The organism is Klebsiella sp. HC6 (assembly GCF_022605325.1).
Taxonomy (GTDB): Bacteria; Pseudomonadota; Gammaproteobacteria; order Enterobacterales; family Enterobacteriaceae; genus Klebsiella; species Klebsiella terrigena.
The window spans coordinates 4,312,295-4,334,910 of record NZ_CP093276.1; the positions used below are offsets into that span (position 1 = coordinate 4,312,295).

General features: G+C 56.5%; 18 protein-coding genes and 7 tRNA genes. 21 read left to right on the plus strand and 4 right to left on the minus strand.

What is annotated here, in order from left to right:
- Window positions 1-27 precede the first annotated feature (27 nt).
- Both glnS and nagE read right to left on the minus strand, forming a co-directional pair.
- Window positions 28-1,695, minus strand: coding sequence for a glutamine--tRNA ligase (glnS, locus tag MMW58_RS20950; protein ID WP_241722025.1), 1,668 nt, complete (start codon window positions 1,693-1,695; stop codon window positions 28-30).
- Window positions 1,696-1,873: 178 nt separating this feature from the next.
- Window positions 1,874-3,826: a PTS N-acetyl glucosamine transporter subunit IIABC gene (nagE, locus tag MMW58_RS20955; RefSeq protein ID WP_159236059.1), complete on the minus strand. Its 1,953-nt coding sequence runs from the start codon at window positions 3,824-3,826 to the stop codon at window positions 1,874-1,876.
- A 312-nt stretch (window positions 3,827-4,138) separates the two neighbouring features.
- On the opposite strand from nagE, the gene nagB reads away from it, so the two are divergent.
- The 12 genes from nagB (at window position 4,139) to MMW58_RS21015 (ending at window position 11,140) form a co-directional block, all read left to right on the plus strand.
- Window positions 4,139-4,939, plus strand: a complete 801-nt coding sequence (gene nagB, locus MMW58_RS20960) for a glucosamine-6-phosphate deaminase (protein ID WP_045854476.1) — start codon at window positions 4,139-4,141, stop codon at window positions 4,937-4,939.
- Window positions 4,940-5,081: 142 nt separating this feature from the next.
- Entirely contained in the window at window positions 5,082-6,230 is a 1,149-nt protein-coding gene (gene nagA / locus MMW58_RS20965) for an N-acetylglucosamine-6-phosphate deacetylase (RefSeq protein WP_241722026.1), read from the plus strand.
- 8 nt (window positions 6,231-6,238) lie between these two features.
- The gene (gene nagC / locus MMW58_RS20970; RefSeq protein ID WP_241722027.1) at window positions 6,239-7,459 is read left to right on the plus strand and encodes a DNA-binding transcriptional regulator NagC; all 1,221 of its coding nucleotides are present in this window, start codon (window positions 6,239-6,241) and stop codon (window positions 7,457-7,459) included.
- A gap of 51 nt (window positions 7,460-7,510) precedes the next feature.
- The gene (locus MMW58_RS20975) at window positions 7,511-8,263 is read left to right on the plus strand and encodes an HAD-IIA family hydrolase (RefSeq protein WP_015584887.1); all 753 of its coding nucleotides are present in this window, start codon (window positions 7,511-7,513) and stop codon (window positions 8,261-8,263) included.
- Between the two features lie 278 nt (window positions 8,264-8,541).
- Window positions 8,542-10,206, plus strand: a complete 1,665-nt coding sequence (asnB, locus tag MMW58_RS20980; RefSeq protein ID WP_133596828.1) for an asparagine synthase B — start codon at window positions 8,542-8,544, stop codon at window positions 10,204-10,206.
- A 227-nt stretch (window positions 10,207-10,433) separates the two neighbouring features.
- Window positions 10,434-10,510 (plus strand) — tRNA-Met (locus MMW58_RS20985).
- Between the two features lie 9 nt (window positions 10,511-10,519).
- Window positions 10,520-10,604: transfer RNA gene (locus MMW58_RS20990), tRNA-Leu, on the plus strand.
- 22 nt (window positions 10,605-10,626) lie between these two features.
- Window positions 10,627-10,701 (plus strand) — tRNA-Gln (locus tag MMW58_RS20995).
- Between the two features lie 37 nt (window positions 10,702-10,738).
- A tRNA-Gln gene (locus MMW58_RS21000) sits at window positions 10,739-10,813 on the plus strand.
- A 21-nt stretch (window positions 10,814-10,834) separates the two neighbouring features.
- Window positions 10,835-10,911: transfer RNA gene (locus MMW58_RS21005), tRNA-Met, on the plus strand.
- 44 nt (window positions 10,912-10,955) lie between these two features.
- Window positions 10,956-11,030 (plus strand) — tRNA-Gln (locus MMW58_RS21010).
- 35 nt (window positions 11,031-11,065) lie between these two features.
- Window positions 11,066-11,140 (plus strand) — tRNA-Gln (locus MMW58_RS21015).
- Window positions 11,141-11,262: 122 nt separating this feature from the next.
- Here MMW58_RS21015 and ubiF read toward each other — a convergent pair.
- Entirely contained in the window at window positions 11,263-12,438 is a 1,176-nt protein-coding gene (gene ubiF, locus MMW58_RS21020; protein ID WP_241722028.1) for a 3-demethoxyubiquinol 3-hydroxylase, read from the minus strand.
- A gap of 290 nt (window positions 12,439-12,728) precedes the next feature.
- Between ubiF and miaB the strand changes: the two genes are divergently transcribed.
- From miaB to MMW58_RS21065, 9 genes are all read left to right on the plus strand, one after another.
- Entirely contained in the window at window positions 12,729-14,153 is a 1,425-nt protein-coding gene (gene miaB / locus MMW58_RS21025; protein ID WP_159236055.1) for a tRNA (N6-isopentenyl adenosine(37)-C2)-methylthiotransferase MiaB, read from the plus strand.
- 180 nt (window positions 14,154-14,333) lie between these two features.
- Window positions 14,334-15,380: a PhoH family protein gene (locus MMW58_RS21030; protein WP_095095051.1), complete on the plus strand. Its 1,047-nt coding sequence runs from the start codon at window positions 14,334-14,336 to the stop codon at window positions 15,378-15,380.
- On the plus strand, window positions 15,377-15,844 hold the full coding sequence (gene ybeY, locus MMW58_RS21035; protein ID WP_041144593.1) for an rRNA maturation RNase YbeY: 468 nt from the start codon (window positions 15,377-15,379) through the stop codon (window positions 15,842-15,844). The genes MMW58_RS21030 and ybeY overlap by 4 nt, the downstream gene beginning before the upstream one ends.
- Window positions 15,845-15,942: 98 nt before the next feature.
- Window positions 15,943-16,821: a CNNM family magnesium/cobalt transport protein CorC gene (gene corC, locus MMW58_RS21040; protein WP_041144592.1), complete on the plus strand. Its 879-nt coding sequence runs from the start codon at window positions 15,943-15,945 to the stop codon at window positions 16,819-16,821.
- 22 nt (window positions 16,822-16,843) lie between these two features.
- The gene (gene lnt / locus MMW58_RS21045) at window positions 16,844-18,382 is read left to right on the plus strand and encodes an apolipoprotein N-acyltransferase (protein ID WP_241722029.1); all 1,539 of its coding nucleotides are present in this window, start codon (window positions 16,844-16,846) and stop codon (window positions 18,380-18,382) included.
- Window positions 18,383-18,757: 375 nt separating this feature from the next.
- Window positions 18,758-19,669: an amino acid ABC transporter substrate-binding protein gene (locus MMW58_RS21050; RefSeq protein ID WP_041144590.1), complete on the plus strand. Its 912-nt coding sequence runs from the start codon at window positions 18,758-18,760 to the stop codon at window positions 19,667-19,669.
- A gap of 163 nt (window positions 19,670-19,832) precedes the next feature.
- The gene (locus MMW58_RS21055; RefSeq protein ID WP_133596818.1) at window positions 19,833-20,573 is read left to right on the plus strand and encodes an amino acid ABC transporter permease; all 741 of its coding nucleotides are present in this window, start codon (window positions 19,833-19,835) and stop codon (window positions 20,571-20,573) included.
- Between the two features lie 2 nt (window positions 20,574-20,575).
- Window positions 20,576-21,250: a glutamate/aspartate ABC transporter permease GltK gene (gene gltK, locus MMW58_RS21060; protein WP_041144588.1), complete on the plus strand. Its 675-nt coding sequence runs from the start codon at window positions 20,576-20,578 to the stop codon at window positions 21,248-21,250.
- Entirely contained in the window at window positions 21,250-21,975 is a 726-nt protein-coding gene (locus MMW58_RS21065) for an amino acid ABC transporter ATP-binding protein (protein ID WP_045854468.1), read from the plus strand. The genes gltK and MMW58_RS21065 overlap by 1 nt, the downstream gene beginning before the upstream one ends.
- Before the next feature lie 59 nt (window positions 21,976-22,034).
- Here MMW58_RS21065 and MMW58_RS21070 read toward each other — a convergent pair whose 3' ends face one another.
- Entirely contained in the window at window positions 22,035-22,517 is a 483-nt protein-coding gene (locus tag MMW58_RS21070) for a zinc ribbon-containing protein (RefSeq protein ID WP_041147547.1), read from the minus strand.
- Window positions 22,518-22,616: the final 99 nt, after the last annotated feature.

Sequence of the window (22,616 nt, forward strand, 5' to 3'; positions counted from 1 at the left end):
TTTTGCTGACGAGGCGGGGACGCGGGCTTATGCGCCGGTCTTCGCCCAGGTATCGCGCAGGCCAACGGTGCGGTTAAACACCAGACGGTCAGCGCTTGCATAGCGGCTGTCGAGGCAGAAGTAGCCTTCGCGCTCGAACTGCAGCGCCTTGCCGACCTGCGCCTGCGCCAGGCTCGGCTCGGCAAAGCCGTGCTTGATAACCAGCGATTCAGGGTTCATTACGGCCAGGAAGTCCTCTTCGGCGCCCGGATTCGGCACGCTGAACAGACGGTCGTACAGGCGAATTTCTACCGGCAGCGCGTGCGCCGCGCTCACCCAGTGGATAACGCCCTTCACCTTGCGGCCGTCAGCAGGATCTTTGCTCAGCGTATCGGCATCATAGGTGCAGAAGATGGTGGTGATATTGCCCTCTGCATCCTTCTCTACGCGCTCGGCTTTGATCACGTAGGCATTGCGCAGGCGAACCTCTTTGCCCAGCACCAGACGCTTGTACTGCTTGTTGGCTTCCTCACGGAAGTCAGCGCGATCGATCCAGATCTCACCGCTGAACGGCACGTCGCGGCTGCCCATTTCCGGCTTGCTCGGATGGTTCGGCATGGTCACATTTTCACTGCCGCCCTGCGGATAGTTTTCGATAACCAGTCTTACCGGATCGATAACGGCCATTGCGCGCGGGGCGTTTTCGTTAAGATCTTCACGAATGCAGGACTCCAGCGACGCCATTTCAATGGTGTTGTCCTGTTTGGTCACGCCGATGCGCTTACAGAACTCGCGAATCGATTCGGCGGTGTAGCCGCGGCGACGCAGGCCGGAGATCGTCGGCATACGCGGATCGTCCCAGCCCTCAACGTGCTTATCGGTGACCAGCAGGTTGAGCTTGCGCTTGGACATCACGGTATATTCGAGATTCAGGCGTGAGAATTCGTACTGGCGCGGGTGAACCGGGATGCTGATGTTATCCAGCACCCAATCGTACAGGCGACGGTTATCCTGGAACTCCAGGGTACACAGAGAGTGCGTAATACCTTCCAGCGCATCGCTGATGCAGTGGGTAAAGTCATACATCGGGTAGATGCACCACTTGCTGCCGGTCTGATGGTGATCGGCGAACTTAATGCGGTACAGCACCGGATCGCGCATGACGATAAACGGCGAAGCCATATCGATTTTCGCACGCAGGCAGGCTTTACCTTCCGCAAAACCACCGGCGCGCATTTTTTCAAACAGCGCCAGGTTCTCTTCTACGCTGCGATCGCGGTACGGGCTGTTTTTGCCCGGCGCTTTCAGCGAGCCGCGGTATTCGCGGATCTCTTCAGCCGACAGCTCGTCAACGTAGGCCAAACCTTTATTGATCAGCTCAACGGCGTAGCTGTGCAGCTGATCGAAATAATCAGACGAGTAGCAAACTTTCCCGGACCAGTGGAAACCTAACCACTGCACGTCGTTTTTAATCGACTCAACGTATTCGATATCTTCTTTCACCGGGTTGGTGTCATCGAAGCGCAGGTTGCATTGGCCTTGATAATCCTGAGCAATGCCGAAGTTCAGGCAAATTGATTTCGCGTGGCCAATGTGCAGATAACCGTTCGGCTCCGGCGGGAAGCGCGTATGAACGGTGGTGTGCTTACCAGTAGCCAGATCTTCATCAATGATCTGACGAATAAAGTTAGTTGGGCGGGCTTCTGCCTCACTCATCGTGGGTTCCTCAAAGCGTAAACAACGTATAACGGGACATGATCTTACAAGCAGGACGTGGAGACAACTATTAGTTACTGAAAATACGTATCTGAAGGAGATTATGGGGTCATTTGCTGCAAAAAAAAGCGGCGGAGGTTTCCCCCCGCCGCACAGGCATAAACTCTACTCAGGAGCCCTACTTGCCTTTAATCTCATACAGCGGCGTCTGGCCGGCGATAACTTTACCGGTCGCCAGAATCACCAGCGCGCTGTAATCATCGCTGTTGCTGCAGACTACCGGGCTAATCATCGAACGGGCGTTCGCGTTGAGGAAGTCCAGATCCATTTCCAGAATCGGCTGGCCTGCCTTCACTTCCGCGCCCTCTTCGACCAGGCGCTTGAAGCCCTGGCCGTTCAGCGCGACGGTATCAATGCCCATATGGACAACGATTTCCGCGCCGTTTTCCGTTTCCAGACAGAACGCGTGGTTGGTATTGAAGATCTTAACGATGGTGCCCGCAGCCGGGGAGACCACAATCTTATCGGTCGGTTTCACCGCCACGCCGTCGCCGACGGCTTTGCTGGCGAACGCTTCGTCCGGGACCTGGTCCAGCGCCACGATATCACCGGTAATCGGCGACACCAGCGCGGCGATAGTTTTCGCGTTAGCCACAGCCTGCGGTTTTGCAGCCGCAGCGGCGACAGGCGCGCTGTCGGTTGTGGTGGCCGTGGCGGCTACCGGGCCGCGCGCAACCACTTTTTTCATCTCATCACCGACCGACTCTGCTTTCGCACCGACGATAACCTGGATGGTTTGTTTGTTCAGCTTAACCACGCCGGAAGCGCCAAGGCGTTTACAGGCCGCATCGTTAACGCGCGCGGAATCCGCAACGGTCAGACGCAGACGGGTAATACAGGCATCAATCGCTTTCAGGTTGTCAGTCCCGCCGACGGCCGCAATGTACTGCGTAGCCAGCTGGGTCAAACCCTCTTCGGTGTTGCTGTTGGCTTCCGAAGTTACCACGTCGTCAGTTTTATCTTCACGACCCGGCGTTTTCAGGTTGAACATGCGGATTACTGCGGTGAACAGCAGGAAGTAGATGAAGAAGAACACCACGCCCATGACAATCAGCATCCAGACGTTTTTGCTGGCTGCCGGCAGGCTGTACATCAGAACGTAGTCAATGGCCCCTGCGGAGAAGGAGAAGCCCGCATGGATACCCAGCGACGTGGCCACAAACAGGCTGATGCCGGTCAGGACGGCGTGCAGGAGGTACAGCAGCGGAGCCAGGAACATGAACAGGAATTCCAGCGGCTCGGTAACACCGGTCAGGAACGCGGTGATAGCGACCGACAGCAGCATACCGCCAACCATCGGACGACGCTCTTTCGGCGCAGCGAAGTACATCGCCAGCGCCGCACCCGGCAGACCGAACATCATGATCGGGAAGAAGCCGGACATGAACATCCCCGCGGTGCCGTCACCGGCGTAGAAGCGGTTGATGTCGCCGTGGAACACCGCGCCTGCGGCGTTGGTGAACTCACCGATCTGGAACCAGGCAATGGTGTTCAGCACCTGATGCAGGCCGGTTGGGATCAGCAGACGGTTGATGAAACCGAAGATACCGGAACCCAGCGCGCCCTCGGCCACGATCCACTCGCCGCCGGCGTGAATAGCGTGCTGTACCGGAGGCCAGACGTAGCCGAAGATGGCCGCCAGCACCAGACAGAAGAAGCCGGTCGCGATAGGAACAAAACGTTTCCCGCCGAAGAAGCTCAGGAAGTCAGGCAGCTTGATGCCAGACCAGCGGTTATAAACGGCACCGGCAACCAGACCGGTAATGATCCCCGCCAGCACGCCCATGTTAATTTCTGGGTTGATGGTGACCATGGCTTTGGTTAATACGAAATAACCTACCGCACCGGCCAGCGCCGCCGCGCCGGCGCTGTCTTTAGACCAGCTGGACGCCACGCCGATCGCAAAAATCAGCGCCAGGTTATCAAAGATTGCCCCGCCTGCCTGCGCGATGAACGCCACGTTAAGCAGATCGGGTTGACCGAATCGCAGCAGCAGCGCTGCGACGGGCAGCACGGCGATAGGGAGCTGTAACGCCCTACCTAGCCGCTGAAAAAAACCTAAAATATTCATCTTATTCCCCCTATGAGACCCCGATGAGGCTCACTCAAAGCCATTTTTTTATTGTGTAAAAAGGTCAGTTTTTTAACTTACCCGCAAAGTGTGTGAAAATTTAATTCGTATCGCAAATTAAACGCGTATTTTTTGTGACTATAATCACCAAATATCGTATTAACCCCTCCCCTGGACTGGCTAACAACGAAAACTTATTTTATCATTCAAAAAATCAACACGGATTGAGCCGGTCGGCGTAGTTACTGCAATACTCTTCATAGAGTACTGGCGCCAATCCGCCAGGTTATAATTTAACTATAGAGGTGAAGAATGAGACTGATTCCCCTGGTAACAGCTGAACAAGTAGGTAAATGGGCTGCTCGCCACATCGTTAACCGCATCAATGCGTTCAAACCGACTGCGGACCGTCCGTTTGTACTGGGTCTGCCTACCGGTGGTACACCTCTTACCGCCTACAAAGCTCTGGTTGAGATGCACAAAGCGGGCCAGGTTAGCTTCGAACACGTTGTCACTTTCAACATGGATGAGTACGTTGGCCTGCCGAAGGAGCATCCGGAGAGCTATCATAGCTTTATGCACCGCAACTTCTTTGATCATGTTGATATTCAGGCAGAAAACATTAACCTGCTCAACGGTAATGCGCCAGACATCGATGCAGAATGTCGCCGCTATGAAGAGAAAATCCGCTCCTACGGCAAAATTAACCTGTTTATGGGCGGCGTGGGTAACGACGGCCACATCGCGTTCAACGAGCCGGCCTCTTCTCTGGCTTCCCGTACCCGCATTAAAACCCTGACCCATGACACCCGCGTGGCAAACTCCCGCTTCTTCGACGGCGACGTTGACCTGGTACCGAAATATGCGCTGACCGTGGGCGTTGGCACCCTGCTGGATGCCGAAGAGGTGATGATTCTGGTGCTGGGCCATCAGAAAGCGCTGGCGCTGCAGGCGGCGGTAGAAGGCAACGTCAACCACATGTGGACCATTACCTGTCTGCAGCTGCACCCGAAAGCAGTGATCGTTTGCGACGAGCCGTCCACCATGGAACTGAAAGTGAAGACGCTGAAATACTTCAACGAATTAGAAGCCGAAAACGTCAAAGGGCTGTAATCTGGTCCCGTCCTGCGGCTACCCCCGCGGGACATTTCTTTTTTTCTGATGCACAAAATCATTCAGGCGGCAGTAAAACGGTCAATTAACGGTCTGCTAAAGAGGCTGGCTTGAAGGATAGCGTGCGTAAACCGGGGGTCGTATGTATGCATTAACCCAAGGCCGGATCTATACCGGTCATGAAATTCTGGATGACCATGCGATAGTTATCGCTGATGGCCTTATCGAACGAATCTGTTCCCTGGCTGATTTACCGTCCGAGATTGAGCAACGCTCGGTCAACGGCGCCATTCTCGCCCCCGGTTTTATCGACGTCCAGCTGAACGGCTGCGGCGGCGTGCAGTTTAACGACAGCCCGGATGCGGTGACCGTCGAAACGCTGGAAATCATGCAGAAGGCCAACGAACGATCCGGCTGCACCAGCTATCTGCCAACGCTGATTACCTCCAGCGACGATCTAATGAAACAGGGCGTGCGCGTCATGCGCGAGTACCTGCAAAAATATCCTAACCAGGCGCTGGGCCTGCATCTTGAAGGCCCGTGGCTGAACATCGTAAAAAAAGGGACTCACAACCCGGACTACGTGCGTAAACCGGACGCCGCGCTGGTGGACTTCCTGTGCGAAAATGCCGATGTCATCACCAAGGTGACCCTTGCTCCGGAGCGCGTCGGGCCAGAAGTGATTCGCCAACTGGTCAACGCCGGGATTGTCGTCTCCGCAGGGCACTCCAACGCCACCCTTAAGGAAGCCAAAATCGGTTTCCGCGCGGGCATCACCTTTGCGACCCATCTGTATAACGCCATGCCGTATATTACCGGTCGCGAGCCGGGCCTGGCGGGCGCTATTTTTGACGAGCCGGACGTTTACTGCGGTATTATCGTCGACGGTATGCACGTTGATTATGCTAACGTACGCAATGCGAAGCGCCTGAAGGGCGACAAGCTGTGCCTCGTGACCGACGCCACCGCGCCGGCGGGTGCCGATATTGAGCAGTTCATTTTTGCTGGTAAAACAATATACTACCGTAACGGACTGTGCGTAGATGAAAACGGTACCCTCAGTGGTTCTTCGCTGACCATGATTGAAGGCGTGCGTAATCTCGTTGAACATTGCGGTATCGCGCTGGAAGAAGTGTTGCGAATGGCAACCCTCTACCCTGCGCGCGCCATTGGCGTGGAAAAGCAGCTCGGCAGCATTGCGCCGGGAATGGTCGCTAACCTGACCGCCTTTACCCGCGACTATAAAATCATCAAGACCATCGTTAATGGTAACGAGGTCGTCACTGAGTAAGTAAAAGTATGACAGCAGGCGGACATGCTCAAATTGGTAACGTTGATCTCGTAAAACAGCTGAACAGCGCGGCCGTATACCGCCTGATTGACCAGCATGGCCCCATCTCGCGCATTCAGATCGCGGAACAAAGCCAGCTTGCCCCTGCCAGCGTGACTAAAATCACGCGTCAACTGATTGAACGCGGGCTGATCAAAGAAGTCGATCAGCAGGCCTCCACCGGAGGCCGCCGCGCTATCTCCATTATTGCCGAGACCCGCAGCTTCCAGGCCATTGGCATACGCCTCGGCCGCCACGACGCCACCCTGACCCTGTACGATTTAAGCAGCAAGACGCTGGAAGAGGAGCACTTCCCGCTGCCGGAGCGCACCCAGGAAACCCTCGAGCACGCGCTGCTGAACATCATTGCCGCCTTTAGCGAACGCTGCCAGCGCAAGATCCGCGAACTCATCGCCATCTCGGTGATTTTACCCGGCCTTGTCGATCCGGAAAGCGGCGTTATCCGCTACATGCCGCACATTCAGGTTGAGAACTGGGGTCTGGTAGAGGCGCTGGAAAAACGCTTTAAAGTCACCTGTTTTGTCGGCCATGATATCCGCAGCCTGGCGCTGGCGGAGCACTACTTTGGGGCAAGTCAGGACTGCGAGGACTCTATTCTGGTGCGCGTCCACCGCGGCACCGGGGCGGGGATCATCTCCAACGGCCGCATTTTTATCGGCCGCAACGGTAACGTGGGCGAGATCGGCCATATCCAGGTCGACCCGCTCGGCGAACGCTGCCACTGCGGCAACTTCGGCTGCCTGGAGACCGTCGCCGCCAATGCGGCCATCGAACAGCGGGTGCGCCACCTGCTGGAACAGGGCTATCAGAGTCGCCTTAGCGTCGATGAGTGCAATATAAAAGCCATCTGCAAAGCCGCCAATAGGGGCGATACCCTGGCCTGCGAGGTTATCGAACACGTCGGTCGCCACCTGGGAAAAACCATCGCCATCGCCATTAACCTGTTCAACCCGCAGAAAGTGGTGATCGCCGGTGAAATCATCGAAGCCGAAAAGGTTTTGCTCCCGGCCATCGAAGGCTGTATTAACGCTCAGGCGCTAAAAGCGTTTCGTAAAAATCTGCCGGTGGTGCGTTCCACGCTCGATCATCGTTCGGCGATCGGCGCCTTTGCGCTGGTGAAACGCGCGATGCTCAACGGGATCCTGCTCCAGCGCCTGCTGGAAAGTTAGCGTATTCTGGTTCACGAATTTCTGCTTTTCTTCAACGATGTCGGACTGTCCATGACCATTCAAAACGTAATTTGTGATATTGACGGCGTGCTGATGCACGACAATGTGGCCGTACCGGGCGCTGCTGAATTTATCAAACGCATTCTCGAAAAAGATATGCCGCTGGTGATGTTGACCAACTATCCGTCCCAGACCGGCCAGGATCTGGCAAACCGCTTCGCCACGGCGGGCATTGACGTCCCGGATAGCGCCTTTTATACCTCAGCTATGGCGACCGCCGACTTTCTGCGCCGTCAGGAAGGCAAAAAAGCCTACGTTGTGGGTGAAGGCGCGCTGATCCACGAGCTTTATAAGGCTGGCTTCACCATCACCGACGTCAACCCGGATTTTGTCATCGTCGGCGAGACCCGCTCCTTCAACTGGGAGATGATGCACAAAGCGGCCTTCTTCGTGGCAAACGGCGCGCGCTTTATTGCCACCAATCCGGACACCCACGGCCGCGGCTTCTACCCGGCATGCGGCGCGCTGTGCGCGGGGATTGAGAAGATCTCCGGCCGCAAGCCGTTTTACGTCGGCAAGCCGAGCCCGTGGATTATCCGCTCCGCGCTGAACAAGATGCAGGCGCACTCCGAGCAAACCGTGATTGTCGGCGATAACCTGCGTACCGATATTCTGGCGGGCTTCCAGGCCGGGCTGGAAACGATCCTCGTGCTGTCCGGCGTCTCGACGCTCGACGATATCGACAGCCTGCCGTTCCGACCGTCGTGGATCTATCCGTCGGTCGCCGAAATCGATATTTTCTAAGCCAAACCACGTCCCAGGACGTGGTTTTTCATTTTTCACCCACAATGAAAAGCCTTCATCTAATGAAAGCGGCTTATTTTTGAATATCCGTCAATAAAGTCGCTCAAAACATATTCTTTTTTTAATATTCAACAATCGCCATTGCGTTTTTTCCTGTTGCCCCCGTAAAAGCCTTGCACCGCCCTCTCCTTTGCGGCATTTTCTTAAACACTCACTAAGACCTCGCAACAAGACGACGTCTGCACAACATCAAATACGATAGGGTAACGGAGAAGGCTATGTGTTCAATTTTCGGCGTACTGGATATTAAAACTGACGCGGTAGAACTGCGTAAAAAGGCACTGGAGCTTTCCCGCCTGATGCGCCACCGCGGGCCGGACTGGTCCGGCGTCTACGCCAGCGATAAAGCTATTCTGGTCCATGAACGTCTCTCTATCGTTGACGTTAACGCCGGCGCCCAGCCGCTGTATAACCAACAAAAAACCCACGCCCTGGCGGTGAACGGTGAAATTTATAACCACCAGGCGCTGCGCGCAGAATACGGCGACCGCTATACCTTCCAGACCGGTTCGGACTGCGAAGTCATCCTCGCGCTGTATCAGGAAAAAGGCCCGGCCTTCCTCGACGATCTGCAGGGAATGTTTGCCTTCGCGCTGTACGACAGCGAGAAGGATGCTTATCTGATCGGCCGCGACCATATCGGTATTATTCCGCTGTATATGGGTCACGACGAACACGGTAACTTCTACGTCGCATCAGAAATGAAGGCGCTGGTTCCGGTGTGCCGCACCATTAAAGAGTTCCCGGCGGGCAGCTACCTGTGGAGCAAAGATGGCGAAATCCGTGAATACTACCAGCGCGACTGGTTTGATTACGACGCGGTAAAAGACAACGTGACCGATAAAAACGAGCTGCGTCAGGCGCTGGAAGAGTCGGTGAAAAGCCACCTGATGTCCGACGTTCCTTACGGCGTGCTGCTTTCCGGCGGCCTGGACTCTTCGGTCATCTCCGCAATCACCAAAAAATTTGCCGCCCGTCGCGTTGAAGATCAGGAGCGTAGCGAAGCCTGGTGGCCGCAGCTGCACTCCTTTGCCGTCGGCCTGGTCGGATCGCCGGATCTGAAAGCCGCGCAGGAAGTGGCAAACCATCTGGGCACCGTGCACCACGAGATCCACTTCACCGTGCAGGAAGGCCTCGACGCCATTCGCGACGTGATTTATCACATCGAAACTTACGACGTGACCACCATCCGCGCGTCGACGCCGATGTACCTGATGTCACGTAAAATCAAAGCGATGGGCATCAAAATGGTGCTGTCAGGCGAAGGTTCTGATGAGGTCTTTGGCGGCTATCTCTATTTCCACAAAGCGCCAAACGCCAAAGAGCTGCATGAAGAAACCGTGCGCAAGCTGCAGGCGCTGCATATGTTTGACTGCGCCCGTGCGAACAAAGCGATGTCCGCGTGGGGCGTGGAAGCCCGCGTGCCGTTCCTCGACAAGCAGTTCCTCGACGTCGCCATGCGCATCAACCCGCAGGATAAAATGTGCGGCAACGGCAAAATGGAAAAGCATATCCTGCGCGAATGCTTTGAATCCTACCTGCCGGCAAGCGTGGCGTGGCGCCAGAAGGAGCAGTTCTCAGACGGCGTCGGCTACAGCTGGATTGATACGCTGAAAGAAGTGGCGGCCGGGCAGGTTTCCGACCAGCAGCTGGAAACCGCCGCCTTCCGCTTCCCGTACAACACGCCGTCGTCGAAAGAGGCGTATCTGTACCGTGAAATCTTCGAAGAGCTGTTCCCGCTGCCGAGCGCCGCGGAGTGCGTCCCCGGTGGCCCGTCGGTCGCCTGCTCTTCGGCTAAAGCGATCGAATGGGATGAAACCTTCAAAACCATGAACGATCCGTCAGGACGCGCGGTAGGCGTGCACCAGTCGGCCTATAAATAATCACGCCAGACGACAAACGGACCCCGCGGGGTCCGTTTTTTTATGCCTTTATTTACGGCTTAAAAGCGATAAATAACCAATAATTGCCGATTATTACACCACGCTGCTCGCAACCTAACCAAACAGTCACATTCCAGCGATTTTCCTTGAAAAAGAGGTTGACGCTCGCAGGCCCAATACGCATAATGCGCCCCGCAACGCCGATAAGGTAACGCGAAAAAAAAGATGGCTACGTAGCTCAGCTGGTTAGAGCACATCACTCATAATGATGGGGTCACAGGTTCGAATCCCGTCGTAGCCACCATCTTTTTTTGCGGGAGTGGCGAAATTGGTAGACGCACCAGATTTAGGTTCTGGCGCCGCAAGGTGTGCGAGTTCAAGTCTCGCCTCCCGCACCATTCACCGAAAGCGTTGCACGGATGGGGTATCGCCAAGCGGTAAGGCACCGGTTTTTGATACCGGCATTCCCTGGTTCGAATCCAGGTACCCCAGCCATATTTCTTCGAGGTTAGCGGTTCACCGCGACGGTTATTGGGGTATCGCCAAGCGGTAAGGCACCGGTTTTTGATACCGGCATTCCCTGGTTCGAATCCAGGTACCCCAGCCATAGAAGAATGTGATAAGATTTGGCTACGTAGCTCAGCTGGTTAGAGCACATCACTCATAATGATGGGGTCACAGGTTCGAATCCCGTCGTAGCCACCAGATAGGGAATTATTGATTCAGTTCGATAAATCCAAAAAAATTGTTGGGGTATCGCCAAGCGGTAAGGCTCTGGTTTCTGATACCAGCATTCCGAGGTTCGAATCCTCGTACCCCAGCCAATTTAAAAAAGTCGTTCACTTGTGAGCGCACCCGTTGGGGTATCGCCAAGCGGTAAGGCTCTGGTTTCTGATACCAGCATTCCGAGGTTCGAATCCTCGTACCCCAGCCACTTAGTAACAAAAAAGCTCGCTTCGGCGAGCTTTTTTGTTTTTGTCGTCCGCCGCGTTCAGCGCACGATGATAGCAACGCGGCTCCCCGGCTTTGCATCGCGCAGGCCGGGGAGCCTCTTCGCTACAGCCCCAGCGCGTACTTCAGCGCCTGACGCTTTAAAATACCCGCCCGCGCCGCCGCCATCAGGCCGATATTGCGCAGCGCGCGCACCGGCGCCAGATCGTTGCTGAAGCCAACGTAAAACAGATCCATCCCCGACTGCATAATGAAATTATCGGTTCTGCGCCGCGTCTGATAGCGTTTGAGCACCGGCAGGCTGTCCCACTCCTCACCGCGATCCCGCGCGCGCGTTAAGACATCCAGCATCGCATCGACGTCGCGATAGCCGAGATTCACTCCCTGCCCCGCCAGCGGATGAATGGTGTGCGCCGCGTCGCCCACCAGCGCCAGCCCCGGCTGCACGTACTGCAGCGCGTGGCGGCGGGTCAGCGGAAACGCGCCGGCGCTTAGCGGCGTGACATCGCCACAGCGCGACGGAAAGTGGCGCCCGATCTCCTGCTGGAGCTGCGCCATGCTCATCCCCTGCAGCTGACGAATTCGCGCGGGGGTGTCGTACCAGACCAGCGAGGCCCAGCGATCGAACAGCGGCAGAAACGCGCGCGGCCCGGAGGGCGTAAACTGCTGCCAGGTGCTGTCGCCGGGATCGCCGGCGCACTGGACGCTAATCAACATGCAGGATTGCTGGTACTGCCACGCCTGTACGCCAATCCCGGCCAGCCGACGCACCTCGGAGTTTGCGCCGTCGGCGCCGATAACCAGCCGGGCCGCGCACTCGCTGCCGTCGCTCAGGCGCAACAGCGTATGCGCAGATTCACGCTGCAGCGCCTGCAGCGAAACGCCAACCCGCAGCGTAACCTGATCATGCGCCTCCAGCGCCTGCCACAGAGCCAGCTGCAGCACGTTATTCTCCACCATATAGCCCAGCTCAGAGAGCGCCAGCTCCGCGGCGTCGAAGGAGACGTGAGCCGCTTCCCACTCCCAGGTCTCCAGCCGACGATACGGATGCACGCGCATCGCGCGTATCGTCTCCCAGACGCCGAGGCTTTTTAATAGCCCGACGGAAGAAGAGCCGATCGCCGAAATGCGCACGTCCGGCGGCTGCGTCGGGTCAAAAGCCGCCGGCGCGGCCTTCTCGATGACCGTTACCGTAAAACCGTGCTGTGCCAGCCCTAGCGCCAGGGCGCCGCCGACCATTCCACCGCCAATAATGGCGACATCCGTTGCGTGAGTTGTCATGGCAATTATCCTTAAAACCTCAATCCATTCAGTTTACCGGATTTTCAGGCGCCTGCGGTGATTACGCTCGCGCTGGTCAGGGCCCCCCCAAAGCATTACAATGTGCCCCCTGCAATCCTGGCTATACTCGTCGTTTTTCAAATTGCAGGTGCCCTGGCTGCACCCGCTCGCCCCAGTCGCATAGCGACCTATGATACTGGGACCTCCCGGGCCTGCCGCCTGCAATTCGAAATTCATAGAGCGTCTGTACCCGTCATTTTGGATATCTATAATTGAGCATGAGCATGTCGATGACAAAAAAACTCCATATTAAAACCTGGGGCTGTCAGATGAACGAATACGATTCATCAAAGATGGCCGATCTGCTGGATGCCACGCACGGGTATCAGCTCACTGAAATCGCGGAAGAAGCGGACGTTCTGCTGCTCAATACCTGCTCAATTCGCGAGAAGGCCCAGGAAAAAGTCTTCCACCAGCTGGGCCGCTGGAAATTACTGAAAGAAAAAAATCCCAACCTGATTATCGGCGTCGGCGGCTGCGTCGCCTCGCAGGAGGGCAAGCTCATCCGTCAGCGCGCCCACTATGTCGATATTATTTTTGGTCCGCAGACGCTCCATCGTCTGCCGGAAATGATTAACTCGGTGCGCGGCAACCGCCGGCCGGTGGTTGACGTCAGCTTCCCGGAGATCGAAAAGTTTGACCGCCTGCCGGAACCCCGCGCCGACGGGCCAACCGCGTTCGTCTCGATTATGGAAGGCTGCAACAAATACTGTACCTACTGCGTGGTGCCCTATACCCGCGGTGAAGAGGTCAGCCGTCCTTCGGACGATATCCTGTTCGAGATTGCCCAGCTGGCGGCTCAGGGCGTCCGCGAGGTCAACCTGCTGGGGCAGAACGTTAACGCCTGGCGCGGCGAAAACTACGACGGCACCACCGGCAGCTTTGCCGATCTGCTGCGTCTGGTGGCGGCGATCGACGGGATCGACCGCATTCGCTTCACCACCAGCCACCCGATTGAATTTACCGATGACATTATCGACGTCTATCGCGACACTCCGGAGCTGGTAAGCTTCCTGCATCTGCCGGTACAGAGCGGCTCTGACCGCGTACTGAACCTGATGGGGCGCACCCACACGGCGCTGGAATATAAAGGCATCGTGCGCAAGCTGTACGAAGCGCGGCCGAATATCCAGATCAGCTCCGACTTTATCGTCGGCTTCCCCGGTGAAACCAACGACGATTTCGAGAAGACCATGAAGCTGATTGCCGACGTGAATCTCGACGTCAGCTACAGCTTTGTCTTCTCCGCGCGCCCGGGCACGCCGGCGGCGGATATGGTCGACGATGTCCCGGAAAAAGATAAAAAACAGCGCCTCTATATTCTGCAGGAGCGCATCAACCAGCAGGCGATGGCCTGGAGCCGCCGGATGCTCGGCACCACCCAGCGTATTCTGGTCGAAGGCACCTCCCGCAAGAGCATTATGGAGCTCACCGGGCGCACCGAAAATAACCGGGTCGTCAACTTCGAAGGGACGCCGGATATGGTCGGCAAGTTTGTCGACGTTGAGATCGTCGACGTCTATACCAACTCGCTGCGCGGAAAAATCGTGCGTACCGAAGAGGAGATGGGCCTGCGCATTGTGGAATCACCGCAATCCGTTATCGCGCGGACCCGCAAAGAAAACGATTCGGGCGTCACGCTTTATCAGCCTTAATCCGTTCAGGCCTGCCGGCTCCGGCAGGCCTTGTATTTCCTCTCCCGGACCCAATATTCATAGCAATGCTTGCGCCATATTCCCGTGACGTGAATAATTTCCTTACCCGCCGGGGTATCGCCTGCAAGATGGCGGCTATACCCGTTTATCGCCCGGCAAAACGCAGATAAGAGGAACAGCTTGAACACAGAAACTCGCGAAATCACCCTGGAACCAGCGGACAACGCACGCCTGCTTGGGCTGTGCGGCCCGTTTGACGACAACATCAAACAGCTTGAGCGCCGGTTGGGCATCGAAATCAGCCGCCGTGACAACCACTTTAAGCTGACCGGACGCCCAATATGCGTCAACGCGGCGGCGGATATTCTGCGCAGCCTGTACGTCGATACCGCCCCCATGCGCGGGCAGATTAACGATATCGAGCCGGAGCAGATTCACCTTGCCATCAAAGAGGCCCGCGTGCTCGAGCAGAGCGCCGAGAGCGTCCCGGAGTACGGCAAGGCCATTAATATCAAGACCAAGCGCGGCGTGATTAAGCCCCGCACGCCAAACCAGGCGCAGTACGTCGCCAACATCCTCGACCACGATATCACCTTCGGGGTCGGTCCTGCCGGCACCGGGAAAACCTATCTGGCGGTTGCCGCCGCGGTCGATGCTCTTGAACGTCAGGACGTGCGTCGTATTCTGCTGACCCGCCCCGCCGTTGAGGCCGGTGAGAAGCTGGGCTTCCTGCCGGGGGATCTGAGCCAGAAGGTCGATCCCTACCTGCGCCCGCTGTACGACGCGCTGTTCGAAATGATGGGCTTTGAGAAAGTTGAGAAGCTGATCGAGCGCAACGTGATTGAAGTCGCGCCGCTGGCCTATATGCGCGGCCGTACGCTGAACGACGCCTTTATCATTCTCGATGAGAGCCAGAACACCACCATCGAGCAGATGAAGATGTTCCTGACCCGTATCGGTTTTAACTCTAAAGCGGTGATTACCGGCGACGTCACCCAGATTGACCTGCCGCGCAGCACCAAATCCGGCCTGCGTCACGCTATCGAAGTGCTGGCGGAAGTCGATGAAATCAGCTTCAACTTCTTCAATAGCGAAGACGTCGTGCGCCACCCGGTGGTGGCCCGCATCGTTAACGCCTATGAGGCGTGGGAAGAAGCGGATCAAAAACGTAAAGCAGAACTGGCCGCCGAGCGCAAACGCGAAGCCCAGGAACAGGAGCAAAAATGAGTCAGGTTATTCTCGATTTACAGCTGGCTTGCGAAGAGAACGGCGGGCTGCCGGATGAAGCGCAGTTTCAGCGCTGGCTGGATGCCGTGATCCCTCAGTTCCAGGAAGAGTCGGAGGTGACCGTTCGCCTGGTAGACGAAGCCGAGAGCCACGAGCTAAATCTGACCTATCGCGGCAAGGATAAGCCGACTAACGTGCTGTCATTCCCCTTCGAAGCGCCACCGGGCATCGAACTGCCGCTGCTCGGCGATTTGATCATCTGCCGCCAGGTGGTTGAGCAGGAAGCGAAAGAGCAGGAAAAACCGCTGGAAGCGCACTGGGCGCATATGGTGATTCACGGCAGTCTGCACCTGCTGGGCTATGACCATATCGTTGATGAAGAAGCGGAAGAGATGGAAAGCCTCGAAACAGAGATAATGCTTGCTCTGGGCTATGAGGATCCGTACATTGCCGAGAAGGAATAACCTGCCGCCGGCTTTGCCGGCGACTGGCCGCTATGCCGGGCGCTGAGTATACGCGCGACGGGCGACGATTTAACTAACATGAGAACCCACACGACGCCATGAGCGACGACAACTCACACAGTAGTGACACAGTAAACAGCAAAAAGGGATTCTTCTCCCTGTTACTCAGCCAGCTCTTTCACGGAGAACCCAAAAACCGTGATGAACTGCTGGCGCTGATCCGTGATTCCGGGCAAAACGACCTTATCGACGAAGATACGCGCGATATGCTCGAAGGGGTAATGGATATCGCCGACCAGCGCGTCCGCGATATTATGATCCCCCGCTCGCAGATGATTACCCTGAAACGCAACCAGACCCTGGACGAGTGCCTCGATGTCATCATCGAATCCGCCCACTCGCGTTTCCCGGTGATCAGCGAAGACAAAGATCACATCGAAGGGATTCTGATGGCCAAAGATCTGCTGCCGTTTATGCGCAGCAATTCCGAAGCCTTCAGCATGGAACAAGTGTTACGCCCGGCGGTTGTCGTGCCTGAAAGCAAGCGGGTTGACCGCATGCTGAAAGAGTTCCGCTCCCAGCGTTATCATATGGCTATCGTTATCGATGAGTTTGGCGGCGTCTCCGGTCTGGTGACCATTGAAGACATCCTTGAGCTTATCGTCGGTGAAATCGAAGACGAATACGATGAAGAAGAAGATATCGATTTTCGTCAGCTGAGCCGCCACACCTGGACGGTCCGCGCGCTGGCCTCGATTGAAGACTTCAACGAAGCCTACGGCACCCACTTCAGCGATGAAGAGGTTGATACCATTGGCGGGCTGGTGATGCAGGCCTTTGGCCATCTGCCGGCTCGCGGCGAGTCTATCGACATTGATGGTTACCAATTCAAGGTCGCAATGGCCGATAGCCGACGTATTATCCAGGTACATGTCAAACTTCCTGACGACGCGCCGCAGCCGAAGCTGGAAGACTAATCACACGGGACGATTAACCTAAATGGTATTTGCCTCTCTTCTCGAACGCCAGCGCGTACGTCTGCTGCTGGCGCTGTTATTCGGAGCCAGCGGAACGCTGGCTTTTTCTCCTTATGACATCTGGCCCGCGGCGATTATTTCGCTCATCGGCCTGCAGGGCTTAACCCTTAACCGTCGTCCTTTACAGAGCGCCTGGATTGGTTTCTTCTGGGGCATGGGGCTGTTCGGCTCGGGGATCAACTGGGTCTACGTCAGCATCGCGCAGTTTGGCGGCATGCCTGGCCCGGTCAACGTATTCCTCGTGGTGCTGCTGGCGGCGTATATGTCGCTGTACACCGGGCTGTTCGCTGGCCTGCTCTCCCGCCTGTGGCCTAAAACCAGCTGGCTGCGCGTCGCCATCGCCGCGCCGGTAGTCTGGCAAATCACCGAGTTCCTGCGCGGCTGGGTGCTGACCGGCTTCCCGTGGCTGCAGTTTGGCTACAGCCAGATTGACGGCCCGCTGAAGGGCTTAGCCCCAATCGTGGGCGTCGAGGCGATTAACTTCCTGCTGATGGTGGTCAGCGGCCTGCTGGCGCTGGCCGCCGTCGAGCGTCGCTGGAAACCGCTGATTATCGCCGCGGTGCTCTTCGCCCTGCCCTTCCCGCTGCGCTACATTCAGTGGTATCAGCTGCTGCCCGAGCGCGCGACCGAAGTGTCGCTGGTGCAGGGAGATATTCCGCAGGCCCTGAAGTGGGATGAAAAGCAGCTGTTCAACACGCTGAAGACCTATCTGGATCTGACCCAGCCGCATATGGGCTCATCCCAGCTGATTATCTGGCCCGAATCCGCCATTCCGGATCTGGAGATCAATCAGCAGAATTTCCTCACCATGATGGATGACCTGCTGCGGTCGAAAAACAGTTCGCTGGTCACCGGCATCGTCGATGCCCGACTGAACAAGCAGAACCGATACGACACCTACAACACCATCATTACGCTGGGCAAGGATAACCCTTACAGCTATGACTCCACGGATCGCTATAACAAGAACCATCTGGTTCCGTTTGGTGAATTTGTGCCGCTGGAATCAATTCTGCGCCCGCTGGCGCCGTTCTTCGATCTGCCGATGTCCTCCTTTAGCCGCGGCCCGTACGTTCAGCCGCAGCTGGTGGCGCATAACCTGAAGCTAACGGCCGCAATCTGCTACGAGATAATCCTCGGCGAGCAGGTGCGCGATAATTTCCGCCCGGATACCGACTTCCTGCTGACCATCTCCAACGATGCCTGGTTTGGCAAGTCGATAGGCCCGTGGCAGCACTTCCAGATGGCGCGCATGCGCGCGCTGGAGCTGGCGCGTCCGCTGCTGCGCAGCACCAATAACGGCATTACCGCCGTCATTGGCCCACGGGGTGAAATTCAGGACATGATCCCGCAGTTCACCCGCGCCGTGCTCACCGCTAAGGTCACTCCGACGACGGGCCTGACGCCGTACGCCCGCACCGGCAACTGGCCGCTGTGGGCGCTGACCGCGCTGTTTGGCTTTGGCGCCCTGCTGATGAGCCTGCGTCAGCGCCGCCGCTAATCCCTGCTTAGCGGATACTCTCCGCCTGCCCCGGTGATGCTCGTCACCGGGGAATTCTCCCCTCCCGCCCAATCTGGCACGCTCATTGCTTAATATACTTACGTCGCGCCGCTATGGCTGCTGGTACAACCGGGTTGCACCACAGGCAGACCTGCCGCGCGCCATTTTGGTGCAATGAGCGATTTTTGCCTTTAAATGGTGCGGAGCACTTCGCAAAAATAAACAATATCACAGCAAAATCTTTACATTAAGCCAAACTAAATGCTAACAAACACATACAAACGCTGCACTTAAAGGCGGCAGCGATAATAAAGCTCACACACAATCACAATGGGCATCAATGGCGTCCCTGGCGCTGCGGATAAGGAGTTGGATATGCAATTACGTAAACTGGCCACAGCTATGCTGGTCATGGGTATGACCGCCGGCCTGGCGCACGCGGAAGATGCCGCACCGGCTACAGGCCAGAGCACTCTGGATAAAATTGCCAAAAACGGCGTGATCGTCGTTGGCCATCGCGAATCATCCGTACCGTTCTCCTACTACGATAACCAGCAGCAGGTCGTCGGCTACTCGCAGGATTACTCCAACGCCATCGTCGATGCTATCAAGAAGAAGCTGAACAAACCTGACCTGCAGGTAAAACTGATTCCGGTCACCTCGCAGAACCGTATTCCGCTGCTGCAAAACGGCACCTACGATTTCGAATGCGGCTCCACCACCAACAACCTGGAGCGGCAGAAACAGGCGGCTTTCTCTGACACCATTTTTGTCGTCGGCACTCGCCTGCTGGCGAAAAAGGGCGGCGCGATCAAAGACTTTGCTGACCTGAAAGATAAAGCCGTGGTGGTGACTTCCGGGACCACCTCAGAAATTCTGCTGCACAAGCTGAACGATGAGAAAAAAATGAATATGCGCATCATCAGCGCCAAGGATCACGGCGACTCCTTCCGTACTCTGGAAAGCGGCCGCGCGGTGGCCTTTATGATGGATGACGCGCTGCTGGCCGGCGAACGTGCCAAGGCCAAGAAGCCGGACAACTGGGAAATCATCGGCACGCCGCAGTCCAAAGAGGCCTACGGCTGTATGCTGCGTAAAGATGACCCGCAGTTCAAAACCCTGGTAGACGACACCGTTGCCAAGGCGCAGACCTCTGGCGAAGCGGCAAAATGGTTCGACAAGTGGTTCAAAAACCCAATCCCGCCGAAGAACCTGAATATGAACTTCGAACTCTCTGAAGATATGAAGGCGCTGTTCAAATCACCAAATGACAAGGCTCTTAACTAATTAAAACAACAAGGGGCGGGAAATCCTGCCCTCCCGATTGTTGTCACAGCACGGACAGACTATACGGCGGCTGGTCGTTCCCCAGCCGCCGCGAATACCGAAGTACGCTGGGCAAGGATCTTCGAGGGTAGCGCTGCTACCCTTTTTTTTCCAGGAGTCATTTATGTCAATAGACTGGAACTGGGGGATATTCCTGCAACAGGCCCCGTTCGGCAACACCACCTATCTGGGCTGGCTATGGAGCGGCTTTCAGGTCACCGTCGCCCTGTCGGTTACCGCCTGGATCATCGCTTTTTTCGTCGGCTCGCTATTCGGTATTTTACGTACCGCGCCTAATCGACTGTTATCCAGCATCGGCACCTGCTACGTCGAACTGTTCCGTAACGTTCCGCTGATCGTGCAGTTCTTTACCTGGTACCTGGTGGTGCCGGAGCTGCTGCCGGAAAATATCGGCATGTGGTTCAAGTCCGAGCTGGACCCAAATATTCAGTTCTTTATCTCCTCCATGCTCTGCCTCGGGCTGTTTACCGCCGCACGCGTGTGTGAGCAGGTGCGGGCGGCAATCCAGTCGCTGCCGCGCGGGCAGAAAAACGCCGGGCTGGCAATGGGCCTCACCCTGCCGCAAACCTACCGCTACGTGCTGCTGCCCAACGCCTATCGGGTTATCGTCCCGCCGATGACGTCGGAAATGATGAACCTGGTAAAAAACTCGGCCATCGCCTCCACCATCGGGCTGGCGGACATGGCGGCGCAGGCGGGCAAGCTGCTGGACTACTCCGCCCACGCCTGGGAGTCGTTTACCGCCATTACCCTCGCCTATGTGTTCATTAACGCGGTGATTATGCTGATTATGTATGTGGTTGAGCGCAAAGTTCGCCTGCCGGGCAATTTGGGGGGCAAATAGCTATGTATGATTTTGACTGGAGTTCTATCGTTCCATCCATGCCGTATCTGCTGGCGGGACTGGTTATCACCCTGAAAATCACCGTTATCGCCATCGTTATCGGTATCGTCTGGGGCACCCTGCTGGCGGTCATGCGTCTGTCGAGCTTTTTACCGCTGGCGTGGTTTGCCAAAACCTACGTCAACGTCTTCCGCTCCATTCCGCTGGTGATGGTGCTGCTGTGGTTTTATCTGATTGTTCCCGGCTTTTTACAGAACGTGCTTGGCCTGTCGCCGAAGACCGATATCCGGCTTATCTCAGCCATGATTGCGTTCTCCATGTTTGAAGCAGCGTACTATTCGGAAATTATCCGCGCCGGCATCCAGAGTATCTCCCGCGGCCAGTCCAGCGCCGCGCTGGCGCTGGGGATGACCCACTGGCAGTCGATGAAGCTGATTATCCTGCCGCAGGCCTTTCGCGCGATGGTGCCGCTGCTGTTAACCCAGGGGATCGTCCTGTTCCAGGATACCTCGCTGGTCTATGTTCTGAGCCTGGCAGATTTCTTCCGCACCGCGTCCACTATCGGCGAGCGTGACGGAACCCAGGTCGAAATGATCCTGTTCGCAGGTGCCGTTTATTTTGCAATTAGTCTCAGCGCATCGCTGTTGGTCAGCTGGTTGAAGAAAAGGACTGTGTAATGATTACCCTGAAAAACGTTTCAAAATGGTATGGTCACTTTCAGGTGCTGACCGACTGCTCCACGGAAGTGAAAAAAGGTGAAGTGGTGGTGGTTTGCGGGCCGTCCGGCTCGGGAAAATCAACGCTGATTAAAACCGTTAACGGCCTGGAGCCGATTCAACAGGGCGAGATAACCGTTGACGGCACTCAGGTGAACGATAAAAAGACCAACCTCGCGAAGCTGCGCTCCCGCGTCGGGATGGTATTCCAGCACTTTGAGCTGTTTCCGCATCTGTCGATTATCGACAACCTGACGCTGGCGCAGGTCAAAGTGCTCAACCGCGATAAGGCCGCTTCCCGCGCCAAAGGCCTGAAGCTGCTGGAGCGCGTGGGGCTTTCCGCCCATGCGGAAAAATATCCGGCGCAGCTTTCAGGCGGCCAGCAGCAGCGCGTCGCCATCGCCCGCGCGCTGTGCATGGACCCGATTGCCATGCTGTTTGACGAACCAACGTCGGCGCTGGATCCGGAGATGATCAACGAAGTGCTGGACGTCATGGTCGAACTGGCAAACGAAGGCATGACCATGATGGTCGTCACCCACGAAATGGGCTTCGCGCGCAAGGTGGCCAACCGGGTTATCTTTATGGATGAAGGGAAGATCGTCGAAGATGCTGACAAGGAAGCATTTTTCGCCAACCCGCAGTCCGAGCGCGCCAAGGACTTCCTCGCCAAAATCCTCCACTAACGGTCAGGCGCGCACGGGCTCTCGTGCGCGCTGTTTACGGCTATACTCAACGCGGAATATCAAGGTTCAAACGGCCGGCGCTGGAACTGATCGTGGCCGCACTTCGGGCAGCGCGGCAGCACGTCCGGGGTGTAAACCGCCAGATGGTGGTGGCACTTCTCGCACACCAGATTGCCCAGCCCAACCACCTCGCCGCTCTGGTACACGCCGTGGTGATTCAGGTCCTGAAACACCTCGCGCCACTCAAGCTGGGTTTTATCGGTAATATCGGCCAGCTCCTGCCACAGGCTCTCCTTTATAACCCGCATAAATACGCTGTCCGTTAGCTCATCATGGCTCTCTTCATAGCTGCGGGCGAACTCTTCCAGATCGCGCCTTACCGCCTTAGTCAGCGTCTCAACTTCGCGATGCGTTAACTCACCGGACTGGCTGATTCTCACCCGCGCCTGCTCCACCAGCGCGTCTATATCACGCTCTCCACTGCGTAACCGTTCGCTGAGCGTTGACACCAGCTCGCGGTAGAATTGAGCAACCTTGTTCATCATTTCGCCTCCTGTGTGGTTAACTTATTCTAATAATAGACGTTATCTGCCGGTTGCTTTGCCATTCAGGCCACAGAGTCGCTAAATATTCTGCGCCGC

Coding starts and splice junctions, on each gene's coding strand:
- ybeY (WP_041144593.1), top strand. CDS start 15,377: ATGAGTCAGGTTATTCTCGATTTACAGCTGGCTTGCGAAGAGAACGGC.
- gltK (WP_041144588.1), top strand. CDS start 20,576: ATGTATGATTTTGACTGGAGTTCTATCGTTCCATCCATGCCGTATCTG.
- nagB (WP_045854476.1), top strand. CDS start 4,139: ATGAGACTGATTCCCCTGGTAACAGCTGAACAAGTAGGTAAATGGGCT.
- glnS (WP_241722025.1), bottom strand. CDS start 1,695: ATGAGTGAGGCAGAAGCCCGCCCAACTAACTTTATTCGTCAGATCATT.
- MMW58_RS21055 (WP_133596818.1), top strand. CDS start 19,833: ATGTCAATAGACTGGAACTGGGGGATATTCCTGCAACAGGCCCCGTTC.
- lnt (WP_241722029.1), top strand. CDS start 16,844: ATGGTATTTGCCTCTCTTCTCGAACGCCAGCGCGTACGTCTGCTGCTG.
- corC (WP_041144592.1), top strand. CDS start 15,943: ATGAGCGACGACAACTCACACAGTAGTGACACAGTAAACAGCAAAAAG.
- asnB (WP_133596828.1), top strand. CDS start 8,542: ATGTGTTCAATTTTCGGCGTACTGGATATTAAAACTGACGCGGTAGAA.
- nagA (WP_241722026.1), top strand. CDS start 5,082: ATGTATGCATTAACCCAAGGCCGGATCTATACCGGTCATGAAATTCTG.
- miaB (WP_159236055.1), top strand. CDS start 12,729: ATGACAAAAAAACTCCATATTAAAACCTGGGGCTGTCAGATGAACGAA.
- MMW58_RS21065 (WP_045854468.1), top strand. CDS start 21,250: ATGATTACCCTGAAAAACGTTTCAAAATGGTATGGTCACTTTCAGGTG.
- MMW58_RS20975 (WP_015584887.1), top strand. CDS start 7,511: ATGACCATTCAAAACGTAATTTGTGATATTGACGGCGTGCTGATGCAC.
- MMW58_RS21050 (WP_041144590.1), top strand. CDS start 18,758: ATGCAATTACGTAAACTGGCCACAGCTATGCTGGTCATGGGTATGACC.
- ubiF (WP_241722028.1), bottom strand. CDS start 12,438: ATGACAACTCACGCAACGGATGTCGCCATTATTGGCGGTGGAATGGTC.
- nagE (WP_159236059.1), bottom strand. CDS start 3,826: ATGAATATTTTAGGTTTTTTTCAGCGGCTAGGTAGGGCGTTACAGCTC.
- nagC (WP_241722027.1), top strand. CDS start 6,239: ATGACAGCAGGCGGACATGCTCAAATTGGTAACGTTGATCTCGTAAAA.
- MMW58_RS21070 (WP_041147547.1), bottom strand. CDS start 22,517: ATGAACAAGGTTGCTCAATTCTACCGCGAGCTGGTGTCAACGCTCAGC.